Source organism: Micrococcus lylae NBRC 15355, from assembly GCF_001570885.1.
GTDB lineage: Bacteria > Actinomycetota > Actinomycetes > Actinomycetales > Micrococcaceae > Micrococcus > Micrococcus lylae.
Genome location: NZ_BCSN01000034.1, coordinates 16997 through 27392 on the forward strand (window position 1 = coordinate 16997; position 10396 = coordinate 27392).

The window sequence follows — 10396 nt, forward strand, 5'->3', positions numbered from 1 at the left end:
CTGTGTCACTTTCACATTGACAACTCAGATCCCCAAGAAATCGACGGCGATCAGTGGCGTCGTGTCCATTGAGGCAGCACAGTGACACCGGCAATGTCGATGCGTCAGTCTGATCTGTCACTTTCCGTGTCGAAGTGCTCCGCCAGTCGCGCCAGCGTGAACTCCTGACGCAGTGTGCACGCGCTGTTCTGGTTGCCGAACATGCCCTTCTCCCAGTACGCCTCACTTTCGGGCCGGGTGTCGATCCACCGCACCGGCAGCACCCACTCGGTCTCGTCGTCGTCCTGGTTCCGGGCGACGGGGTAGTCGTGCACCAGGGGGAGGTCCGTGAGCCGGCGGACCCCGTCCGACGTCGGGACGGCGGCCGCGTCGAACCGCACGGCCGGGCCCGCGATCGTCTCCTCGGTGCCGTGCGGGGCGCGTTCGCAGCTTATCCAAGCACGGGGTGAAGTGTGGGGGGCCGGAGCGGGTGGCCGCGCTCGCGCGGGGGTTCGCGGCCTGATTGATCGATCTGGGGCAGGATGACCCCATGGACTACAAGCAGATCCTCCACGACGGGCTGCGCCGCCAGCGTGCGGCCCTCCTGCAGAAGCTCGAGGGACTCGGCGAGCGCGACGCCCGCCTGCCGCGCACTCCCACCGGCACCAACCTGCTGGGACTGGTCAAGCACGCCGCCGTCGTTGAGCTGGAGTACTTCGGCGAGACGTTCGGCCGCCCCGCCGAGGTGCAGCTGCCCTGGGTCGCGGCGGGGCAGCCGGAGGAGGACAACGTGGACATGTTCGCCGCCGAGGGTGAGTCCCTCGAGGACGTCCTCGAGTTCGCCCGCCGTTGCTTCGCCCACGCCGACGCGACCATCACGGCCCTCGACGCCGACGCCCCCGGGCGGGTGGCGTGGTGGCCCGACGACAAGGCGGAGGTCACGCTCGCGCAGATCATCGCGCACGTCGCCCTGGACGAGGCCCGGCACGCCGGCCACGCGGACATCCTGCGGGAGCAGATCGACGGGCAGGCCGGCCTGCGCGCCCCGGGGAACAACCTGCCCCCGTGGGACGCCGACCGCTGGGCCGCCCACGTGGACCGCCTAACCGCCATCGCGGAGGGGAACGGCGGGGCGGGCCGGAACTGAAGGCACATGCCTCCCGTGCCGGTGCTGGGCCTACGGGAGGCCGGCCGACAAGCCCACGCGCTGGTCTTTCGATCACCGGGCGGCCCACATGCCCGACTTGCCCGCCTGCCTCAAGCACCTCGGCGCGGCCTTCGGCACCAAGTACCTCTACTTCCTCACCAAGGCCCAGCGGGAGTCCGACATCGCCTCCGTCCTCGACTCCGTGGTGCGCGCCTGGTTCGCCGAGCATGTGAGACGTGGTGGGCTCGGACTTCCTGTGGGACTGCCGCTCGGGCGACACGATGCTGCAGGCGGCACTGGCCGAGTGCCTGGAGCAGTTCCCCTCTCCGTTTGCGGGGGAATCCCGCGTCTGACCCATACGGAACCCGGCTGACAGTCGGCTCCCCCGGCACGATGGATTCATGACGCGCCTGCTCTCGGGGGACTCCCTCACGCTCGACCTCGCACCGGAGGACCCCGCCGACCTCCTCGCCCGCCTGCGCGCGGTTGGCGTCGAGATGAACGCGTCCGCCGAGCAGTTGATCGCCGACGCGTGGGTGCGCGTCGACGCGCCGATCCGGGTGACCGTCGTCGAGCGCACGCTCGATGCTGCGCGACGCCGCCGCACTTGTGACCCCCGGCATCGATCTCGCCGACGCCATGGTCCCGTGGAAGCCGGCCGTGGAAGTGGGGGAGGAGCCGTCGTCGTGGGCGGTCCGCCGCCGCCGGGAGGAGGCCGGCGCGCACGGGCTGATCGACCCGTCCCGCACGGCCCCCGGCTGTGGCACCTCACCCTGTTCCGCTGGAACGAGGGCGGAGCGCCCCGGCTGACGCGTGCCCCGGGCGGTGTCACTGCTGGCTCTGAAGCATCTCCACGACGTACCCGAGGAAGATGGCAAGCGGGAAGCTGACGACGGCCAGCAGTCCGGACAGCAGGGCCAGCAGACCGCGTTGCGTCACCGCGAAGCAGACCGCAGACACGAGGTAGCAGCCGATGATCACGGCGAAGAAGGCCAGCGTCTCCCGAGGCGTCTCCGAGCCCGCGGTCAGCAGGAGGACCAGGGCGCCGGTGGAGACGGTGAAGAATGCCATGCCGGCGACGCCGGCCGTCTTCTCTCTCGTCATGACGTCCATTCTCCGTGCGGGGAAGAGGGCGGTGTGTGTGAACCGTGGCACCGGTGTCAGAAGGGGTTGCAGATGCCGACGCTGAAGGCCATTTTCACGGCGGCCGCCATCGCGCGTTCACGGGTGCCCATGCGGGAGGCGTAGCGGTCGATCTCCGCCTTCAGCTGGGCATCACATGCGCAATCGAAGTAGCCGCGGGCGGCGTAGCACTTGTCATGCCGCATGCACAGCGTGTCCAGGGTGTCGATCGGTGCGCCGGGTCCGCTGTGGCCCGGCCCGCACCAGTTGCCCCACACCGGGATGGACAGCTGGGTGGTGGCCATCGGCTCTCCGTCGGAGCCGACGGGAGGGGTGGTCCGCGCGGCATCCCGGGCCATCGCATTGAAGTTCTGCCCCGCCTGGATCACCAGCGCGGACTCGTCGGCGGCGCGGGCGGAATGGACGTCGAAGCGGTACTGCTCGCCCTCCTTGACGAGATGGCGCGAGATGCCGGCGGTCAGGGTGGGCCGCCCCCTTCATTCGGTCCGGACGTTCTGTGAGTCGTCGGTTTCGATGTGATGGGTGCATTGCCGAGCGTACTCGACTGGGGGTAGGTAGCCGAGCGAGGAGTGCCGGCGGTGATGGTTGTACTCGTCTTTCCAGTCGCCGATCACGACTTGCGCGTGCAGCAGCGAGTAGTAGCTGTTGATGTTGAGGCACTCGTCGCGGATCCGGCTGTTGAACGACTCGACGTACCCGTTCCGCCACGGCGATCCCGGTGGGATGTAGGACAGGCCGGTGCGGGTGCCTGCCCAGTCGGCCATCGCTTCGCTGATGAACTCCGGCCCGTTGTCCGACCTGAGCACAGCGGGAGCGCCGCGGACGGCGACGAGATCCTCCAGATGCGCGGTGAGCCGGTCGGCGGTGATCGACCGCTCGACCAGCCCGCCGATGCATTCTCGGGTGTGCTCATCGACGATCGAGCAGATCTTGATCGGTCGTCCGTGCTCGTCGGCGTCGAACTGGAAGTCCACCGCCCACACCACGTTCGGCGCGTCCGCTGTCGGCGCGTCGACGCTCGAGGACCCGACGCGTTTGCGTCGACGCCGCTGCGCGACGCGGAGGCCCTCCTCACGCCAGAGGCGTTGGAGCTTCTTGTGGTTCACGACCCAGCCCTCGGCGCGCGCATCGTGATACGCGCGTCGGTACCCGTAGCGGGGGTGCTTCTTCGCCCAGGCACGCAGCCAGTCCCGCAACGCCCGGTCCGGGTCTGCGGTCGTGTCGCCCTTGAGCGGCCGCCGGTACGCGGAGCGGGACAGCCCGACCAAACGGCACGCCATCCGTTCACTCGCCTGCAGTGTCCTGATCAGGTGAGCGACGGCGGCGCGGCGCCTGCCCGGGCCTAGAAGTTTCCCTCAGCCAACTCCTTGAGCGCGGCCTTTTCCAACTCCGCCTCGGCGAGCAGCCGCTTCAACGTGGCGTTCTGCTTCTCGAGCTCCTTCAGGCGCTTCGCGTCGTCGGCCTTCAACCCGCCGTACTGGTTACGCCACCGGTAGTACGTCTGCTCGGACACCCCGAGCTCCCGGCACACCGCCGCGACATCCGCGCCGTCGGCGAGCATCCTGTCTGCCTGCCCGAGCTTGCGGACGACCTGTTCCGGGGTGTGACGCTTCCTACTGTTCGACATGATCTGACCAGTCTCCCTGCCCGAACCCTCGGGCGACAGGACGACTCTCAGAACCACCGGACCTACGAAACGGGGTCAGCCCAAGGGAGTCGAGATCCGTCTTCTGCTTCTTCTGGAGCGACGCTGACGTCGCGTCCTTGCCAGCGGAGGCGGAAGCCGCGGCAGCTCCCGGCGCGTGAATCAGCGTGAGGCTGAGCAGCATGGTGAGTGCGACGGTGAGCACGGCGCGAACAAGGCCCTTCACGACCCCTCCTTCATGGCGATGTGATGACAGTCACCCAAGATAGTTCAGAGGGGCCTGTGTTGAGTAGTGGCCAAAAGTATCGGAGGAACGGATGAAAGTAGTCCTGCCCTGACCGTTCGGTGGTGGCAGGCAGGGGCGGCCCCACTGCCGGCGCCTCACTACTCTGACTCCATGTCCACGACCTTCGACCATCGGCGCTCCGATGACGGCGAGCACGCCGGCGACATCGAGATGGTCGGCGAGCTCTTCATGCCGATCGATCTCCTGCACCGCCGTTGCGGGGAGCCCATGGATCTGGCCGACGCCGAGGCCGTCCTGTCCGCGGAGCGGCTGCGCCCGGCGGGGTGAAAGGGGGTGCGAGGGGAGCTACGGGGGCGTTCCGCGCGCCAAAGGTGCTCAAAGTTATGGCAAGCATGCTCCAACGTTGGTTCGAGTCGTCATAACTATGGATACTTATGGCATGGATCTTGGACCTCTCCTCGCCGCGGGCGAGACCCTGGACGTCGAGTTCAAGCGACGGCTGGGGAAGGACGACCTCTACCAGGCCGTCGTCTGCATGGCCAACGGCATCGGGGGACGCATCCTCGTCGGAGTCGACGACGACGGTACCGTCGTCGGGACGACGGCCGAGCACGGCGGTGCTGTGGACGCAGACCTCTTGGCTGGACGCATCCAGAACGGCATCGAGCCACCGTTGAGCGTGGACGTCGAGGTGGTCCCCTGGGAGGGCAAAGACGTGGCGGTCATCACCGTCCCCCAGGCGAGGTCGTCGTTCGTCGGCACGCGCAAGGGGTTGTTCGTCAAGCGTGTCATGGGGCCGGACGGTCGCCCCGCGTGTATGCCCATGACACCCATGGACGTCCTGCGGGCTGGGTTCGACGGCGTCGGCCTGGACTATGCCCGGGCGGAGGCGCGCGGGGCCGAGTGGGGCCACCTCGATCCAGCCGAGTTTGACCGGTTCCGGAGACTGGCCGGCCGATCGGCTGGTGACAGCGGGCTTGCGGAGCTCACGGATGCGGAACTGTTGCGGACGTTGGACCTCCTCACTCCGGACGGCGGCATCAGTCTCGGCGCGGTTCTGGTCTTCGGCACGTCGGATGCGCTGCGCAGGTGGGCCCCGACTGCGGAAGTCCTCTTCCAGGACTCCCGGCCCCAAGGTGTGGAAGCGAATGAGGACCTGCTGCTTCCCCTGTTGAACGCATTCGAGGAGATCGAGGCCCGCTTGGCTCTGCGGAACTCCGTCACACCTGTGGAGGTGGGTCTCGTCCGCGTCGATGTACCTTTGCTGTCCGAGAGTGTGCGGCGCGAGTCGATCGCCAATGCCCTTGTGCACCGTGATTACGCCGAGGTGGGGCCGATCCAGGTGACCTTCACCGAGTCCACGTTCTCCGTCGCCAGCCCTGGCGGGTTCCCTCGCGACGTTTCACCGGCCAACATCCTGAATCGCTCGGCTCCCCGCAGCCCCGCCCTGGCGAACGTGTTCAAGCGCGCCGGTCTCGTCGAGCGCAGGGGAAAAGGCGTGCAGGACATGTTCGCCTCGCAGCTCCGCGCCGGCCGTGGCGCACCGGACTACGGCCGTTCCACGCAACGGTCCGTGATCGTCGACGTCTCCTTGGGTGACGAGGACAGGGAGTTGCTGACCTTCCTTGCCCGCAGGCAGAACGAGGGTCAGCGCGCACTGACACTGACCGAGCTGCGAATGGTCCACGAGATCAAGCACGGAGGGCCTGCCAGCTCGGCGGATGTGGCGGAGTGGCTTCGACTGCCCGTGGCGGACGTGCGCGCAGCGGCCACCGCGCTCGTCGAGGCCGGCGTCCTGGAATCGCGGGGGAACGGCCGGGCACAGCGGTACATGCTGACCGCGCGGTTCTACGAGCTGGCCGAAGACCGAGCCGCCTACCTGCGCCTGCGTCCGGTCGACCGAATCCAACAGCGGCGGCTGATCGCCGATTACGTCCGCGAGTTCGGGTCCATTACCCGAAGCAAAGCTGCGGAACTGTGCCAGATCGCGCCCACGGCCGCGCGAACGGTGCTCAAAGGCATGACGGAGGAGGGTCTCCTCGAACTGCGGGGGGAGCGGCGCGCAGCGCACTACGTGCTCCCGGACTCGTAGCGGTGTGCCCGGCCGGCGGTCAATCGAGCTCACTCCGCCGGCGTCAGGTCCCGCTTGAGGATCTTGCCGGTGGCGGTCTTGGGCAGCCCGTCCCGCACGCTCACGGTGCGGGGGTACTTGTACGGCGCCACCTGGGACTTCACGTGCTGGATCAGTTCGTCCTCCGTGGCGTGCGCGCCGGGGGCGAGCACCACGTGCGCGGCGACGTCCTGGCCGAGCTCCGGGTGGGGCACCCCCACCACGGCGGCCTCCGCGACGGCCGTGTGCTCGTAGAGCACCTCCTCGATCTCGCGCGGGTATACGTTGAGCCCGCCGCGCAGGTGCGCGAGCTCACCGACGGCCTCGGGGCGCACGGTGTCATCGAGGCCGTGGGCACCCAGGAGTCCATGGACCAGGCGCTGGCCACCGTCCGCCACGGCGGGTATGTGGGGTTCGTGGGCGTCTCCCACGACCAGACCCTCGACGGCTCCGACCTCTTCGGCCGGCAGATCCACCTCGAGGGCGGCCCCGCGCCCGTGCGCCGCTTCCTGCCGGAGCTGATCGAGCGCATCCAGTCCGGACAGATCCAGCCCGGCCGCGTGTTCACCGCTCGCATGCCGCTCGACGCCGCCGCCGAGGCGTACCGGGCGATGGACGAGCGCCGCGAGATCAAGGTGCTGCTGGAGGTCTGAGGCGGCCCCGGGCTCCGCCGACGCGCTTCCGGCCGGGGTCGGATCGTGGTCACCGGCTCGATCACCGGCAACTACACCGGCTATCCGGCCTGGTCTCACTACGGGGCCACCAAAGTGTCAGGGCAGGAGGCGCAGTCGCGACGTCAACGCAGCCAGCGCATAGCTCCAGGGGATGCGCTCTTGTTCCAAGCGGACATCGCCGGCAGTTCGAAGGCGCTCCAATGCCCTGACCTCAGCAGAGGTCAAGGTGCTGAGGGAACCGCGGAACGGCGTTGGTTCAGCGACCCACAGGTCCTTGAACTGCTCCAGGGTCTCTACGTCCATCAGCACGGTGCGCAACTGCGGCAGGCGAGCGCGATACCGGTGCAGGATCGCGAAACCCTGCGAATCGAGATCTCCCCAATACGTCAGGTCGGCCTCGGACAACCAAGGCAGAGACGCCGGCGTGGTGTCGTGACCGTGCCCCCAAACGGCGATCGTCCCGGCCGCATCCGGCAGGCACAGCAGCGTTTCGCTGTTCTCCACTATCAGCACATGCTCCGGTGTCACCGCCCACTCCGACGCCTGCTCCACCGGTACGTCCATGTCCCGGATCCCCGCCGGCCGCAGCGCCGGATCCAGGATCCGCAGCCGCACCAGGGCATGGGAATCGACGACGCCGAGCACCCCTCTCGCCGAGACCACGACCGGATCCGAGGCCGATGGTCGAAACGGTGCAGCCAACGCCTCCAGCAGGCTCCGGTGCCGGCCGAACCACTTCGAGTCCACGCCGCGGATGGGCAGCTGCCGCGGCCGCATGCCCGCCACCGGATGCTCTTGCAGCCAGTCCAGCACCTCGACAACGGCCCGGAAGTCCGCCTCATCCAAGTCCGTCAGCCGCTGTGCGTGGCGCCGCAGGACAGGGGTCACTGCGTCATCGGGGGATGCCTCACGGGCAGCCGCGCCGTCGTCCGGAAGGTGGGGTGAAGAGGGCGCACCGTGAGCGGCGGCCGATCGTGCCCACCTTTCTGCATGACGCCGCACCGTGGCGACCCGCTGAGCGAACACGCGCTGCTCCCGAGCCGGGGCTCCGCCCACCCATGCCGCCACAGCCTCCACCGTGTGAGCCGTGAGACGGACCGGGATCTGTTGCCGGCCCACACTCCGCCAGGTGCGCTCCTGCCACTGCACCTCGATGTCCTCCGGCAGTGCGGCCTCCCGCCACTGACGCACCCAGGCCTGCGCCCTGGGCAGGTCCGCGAGCACCGCTTGCTCCGTGGGCGGCCTCAGACCGCAACTGAAGGCCGGATCAGGGCGCTCGCCGACCGTCCAGGACCGGTGGGAACGGAGCAGTTTCGCCCGGGCGGACTCGCGTGCGTCGGCCGGTGTCAGCATGATGGGGCGGGAAGCGCTCATTCGTCGTCCTCCCACGTGATGTCCGCGAGACGGGTGAGCCTGCGGGTCGGGTTCTCCACCGTGGTGATGCCACCGACGTAGGGCTCGATCGTCTGCAGCAGCTTCTGTGGGGTCGCAAGCACCATCTGGAAGCCGAACTCCACGAACACGTCCATGGCCATACGCGTGTAGCGGGCGTCTGCCTTGTCGAAGGCCTCGTCCAGGACCACGGTGCCGTACACCGGCAGCGGATCCTCCGGGGCCGCCAGCTGATAGCGCAACGCCGCCGCGAGACAGAAGACGACCAGCTTCTGCTGCTGCCCGCCGGACATCGCGGCGCCCGAGTCATAGGTGGCGTGGACCTCCCCGGCGGCGTCGATCTCCTCGGCCAGGAAGGTGACGTGCTCCCGCGTGTCCAGACACTGCCGGCGCCACGAGCGGTCCACGTGATCGGAGGAGGCGAGACGGTCCATGATCGATGCCAGGGCGGCGTAGCGACGCTCGGCGTCCTCCAGGGTGTCATCCTCCCACGCATGCGTGGCGGCCGTGGACAGGTCCCGCAAGAACTGCGTGACCGTCTCGGTGCGCCGCGTGCGGACCCGCAACCGCAGGAACCGACCCTCGTCGAACGGGGAGCGGCGCAGCGATGTGTTGATCCGCTCCACCCGGTCCGTGATGTCGCCCGGCGCTGAACGGATAGCGCTGTGCAGCTCGCCGAAGAGCACGGACGAGCGGTCGTGCAGCAGGGTCTGGAATCGCTCTTCGTGGTCCGGCAGTCCCTGGCCGATGATCCGTTCCAAGATCGCCAGGTAGGAGCCCCGGTCCTCGACCCCGGGGGAGGCGTCTGCAGCTGCCGAGGCCCACTGGCGCGAGAACTCCGTGGTGAGCATCGTGCAGCGCTGCGCGGCCCTGGCCGCTTCTGTCTGCGCCTGCTCTGCCTGGGCGGTCACCTCGTGGCGCACTGACTCGGCGGCGTCCGCGAGGGCATTGGGGGAGGACGAACGGCGCACCGCTCGAAAGCGGGTGTCCAGGTCGGCCCGGAGGGCGTCGTCGAGAGGCTCGTGCTGCGCGCAGACCGCGGTCAGCTCCTTGACCTGCCCGGTCAGCTCTCGTTCGGTCTTCTCGGCGAAGTCGACGGCGACGTCGGCCTCTCGCGCAGTCTCGCGTGCCTCTCGCCACGCCTCCTCCGCTTCGTCGTTCCGGAGGCGGGCCTGTTCGAGGTCCGAATCGACAGAGCTGAGCTCCTTGATCCTGGCCTGCAGCTCCGCGATGCGTCGAGTCGGACCCTCCCGGTCCACGTCCTTCCACTCGGTCTCGAGGACGGCCTTGAGCGCGGCGCGACGTTGACGTTCGCTGTCGGCCAGGTGCAAGGCTCGATCGACCGCCTCCTCGGCGCGTGACAGCTCCTCGGTGCGAGCCTGCCGGGCCGCCACGAGGACCTCCAGCTTGGCCGCTGGATCTCCGAGCACCCAGCGGGAGCGGTCGTCCACCCGGAAACGGTCGTCCTTCTCGAAGCGGCCGCGCCCGTGCTTGACCTGACCGGCGAGCGTGACGGCACGCTCGTGGCGTGCCAGCTCCGCAGCCGAGGTCACGCACGCCAGGTCGAACCGGTCGACCAGGCGGGCCTGCAGCCAGTCGTGGAACTCGCCGCGCTTCACCGTCACCTTGTGCACCAGCGAGTCCTGGCTGCGTGCCGGGGGAACGCTCACGGAGCGTGCGGACACCTCGTCGAACCGCAGCCGAACCCCCAGGTGCCGGCCGTCGATCCATTCCTGCGCCCGCGCCAGCAGCCGTGTGGGCACCAGCAGTGTCAGGGACAGTGGTGCGAGCACGCGCTCGATCGCGCCGGTCCATTCCCGATGCTCCTCGGAGACCTCCAGCAGCTCCGCGGCGAAGGGCAGGGACTCGCAAGGGACGGACAGATGCTCTGCAAGGGCCTTGCGGACGTCCAGAAGCCGCCGCGGTACCGAGCTGCGGACCCGACGGAGCGCGTTGATGTCCTCATCGAGTTCCGCCACCGCCTCCTTCAGGCGGCTCCGCTCGTCGAACTGTTCGTGCGTCGGCCCGGCGTGCTCCGGGTTCCGGGCCAGATCGGTCT

The 10396-nt window shown here is 68.8% G+C and carries 10 protein-coding genes and 2 pseudogenes; 5 read left to right on the plus strand and 7 right to left on the minus strand.

Annotation, left to right across the window (positions count from 1 at the left end; translation table 11 throughout):
- Positions 1–104: 104 nt before the first annotated feature.
- Complete coding sequence (locus MLY01S_RS08060) at positions 105–380, minus strand: hypothetical protein (protein WP_067191011.1); 276 nt, start codon at positions 378–380, stop codon at positions 105–107.
- Positions 381–529: 149 nt separating this feature from the next.
- Between MLY01S_RS08060 and MLY01S_RS08065 the strand changes: the two genes are divergently transcribed.
- Positions 530–1126, plus strand: a complete 597-nt coding sequence (locus MLY01S_RS08065; RefSeq protein ID WP_067191013.1) for a DinB family protein — start codon at positions 530–532, stop codon at positions 1124–1126.
- Positions 1127–1214: 88 nt separating this feature from the next.
- Positions 1215–1499, plus strand: a complete 285-nt coding sequence (locus MLY01S_RS13130) for an 8-oxoguanine DNA glycosylase OGG fold protein (RefSeq protein WP_373279963.1) — start codon at positions 1215–1217, stop codon at positions 1497–1499.
- A gap of 455 nt (positions 1500–1954) precedes the next feature.
- On the opposite strand, the gene MLY01S_RS08075 is transcribed toward MLY01S_RS13130, so the two are convergent.
- The 3 genes from MLY01S_RS08075 to MLY01S_RS08085 form a co-directional block, all read right to left on the minus strand.
- Complete coding sequence (locus MLY01S_RS08075) at positions 1955–2230, minus strand: hypothetical protein (protein ID WP_067191016.1); 276 nt, start codon at positions 2228–2230, stop codon at positions 1955–1957.
- 56 nt (positions 2231–2286) lie between these two features.
- Positions 2287–2553 carry a phospholipase A2 family protein gene (locus tag MLY01S_RS08080; protein WP_102215011.1) on the minus strand — a complete coding sequence of 89 codons (267 nt, stop codon included), beginning with the start codon at positions 2551–2553 and terminating at the stop codon, positions 2287–2289.
- A 192-nt stretch (positions 2554–2745) separates the two neighbouring features.
- Positions 2746–3896, minus strand: a protein-coding gene (locus MLY01S_RS08085) for an IS3 family transposase (protein ID WP_135103374.1) whose coding sequence is annotated in 2 segments (ribosomal slippage) — positions 2746–3626 and positions 3626–3896 — 1152 coding nt in all. Because the reading frame shifts where the segments join, the coding sequence is not laid out codon by codon here.
- 415 nt (positions 3897–4311) lie between these two features.
- Between MLY01S_RS08085 and MLY01S_RS12435 the strand changes: the two genes are divergently transcribed.
- Both MLY01S_RS12435 and MLY01S_RS08095 read left to right on the plus strand, forming a co-directional pair.
- Positions 4312–4488: a hypothetical protein gene (locus tag MLY01S_RS12435; protein ID WP_157531281.1), complete on the plus strand. Its 177-nt coding sequence runs from the start codon at positions 4312–4314 to the stop codon at positions 4486–4488.
- 112 nt (positions 4489–4600) lie between these two features.
- Positions 4601–6253: a DNA glycosylase AlkZ-like family protein gene (locus tag MLY01S_RS08095; RefSeq protein WP_067191022.1), complete on the plus strand. Its 1653-nt coding sequence runs from the start codon at positions 4601–4603 to the stop codon at positions 6251–6253.
- A gap of 29 nt (positions 6254–6282) precedes the next feature.
- Here MLY01S_RS08095 and MLY01S_RS12145 read toward each other — a convergent pair.
- Positions 6283–6573: pseudogene (locus tag MLY01S_RS12145) on the minus strand (AMP-binding enzyme); the annotation flags it as partial.
- Between MLY01S_RS12145 and MLY01S_RS08100 the strand changes: the two are divergent.
- Positions 6559–6924: pseudogene (locus MLY01S_RS08100) on the plus strand (zinc-binding dehydrogenase); the annotation flags it as partial. The pseudogenes MLY01S_RS12145 and MLY01S_RS08100 overlap by 15 nt on opposite strands.
- Before the next feature lie 117 nt (positions 6925–7041).
- Here the strand turns inward: MLY01S_RS08100 and MLY01S_RS08105 are convergent.
- Both MLY01S_RS08105 and MLY01S_RS08110 read right to left on the minus strand, forming a co-directional pair.
- The gene (locus MLY01S_RS08105; protein WP_067191023.1) at positions 7042–8319 is read right to left on the minus strand and encodes a Wadjet anti-phage system protein JetD domain-containing protein; all 1278 of its coding nucleotides are present in this window, start codon (positions 8317–8319) and stop codon (positions 7042–7044) included.
- A partial coding sequence (locus MLY01S_RS08110) for an ATP-binding protein (protein ID WP_303621056.1) occupies positions 8316–10396 on the minus strand: 2081 nt, incomplete at its 5' end. The genes MLY01S_RS08110 and MLY01S_RS08105, both read right to left, overlap by 4 nt.

Coding starts and splice junctions, on each gene's coding strand:
- MLY01S_RS08065 (WP_067191013.1), top strand. CDS start 530: ATGGACTACAAGCAGATCCTCCACGACGGGCTGCGCCGCCAGCGTGCG.
- MLY01S_RS13130 (WP_373279963.1), top strand. CDS start 1,215: ATGCCCGACTTGCCCGCCTGCCTCAAGCACCTCGGCGCGGCCTTCGGC.
- MLY01S_RS08075 (WP_067191016.1), bottom strand. CDS start 2,230: ATGACGAGAGAGAAGACGGCCGGCGTCGCCGGCATGGCATTCTTCACC.
- MLY01S_RS08080 (WP_102215011.1), bottom strand. CDS start 2,553: ATGGCCACCACCCAGCTGTCCATCCCGGTGTGGGGCAACTGGTGCGGG.
- MLY01S_RS12435 (WP_157531281.1), top strand. CDS start 4,312: ATGTCCACGACCTTCGACCATCGGCGCTCCGATGACGGCGAGCACGCC.
- MLY01S_RS08095 (WP_067191022.1), top strand. CDS start 4,601: ATGGATCTTGGACCTCTCCTCGCCGCGGGCGAGACCCTGGACGTCGAG.
- MLY01S_RS08105 (WP_067191023.1), bottom strand. CDS start 8,319: ATGAGCGCTTCCCGCCCCATCATGCTGACACCGGCCGACGCACGCGAG.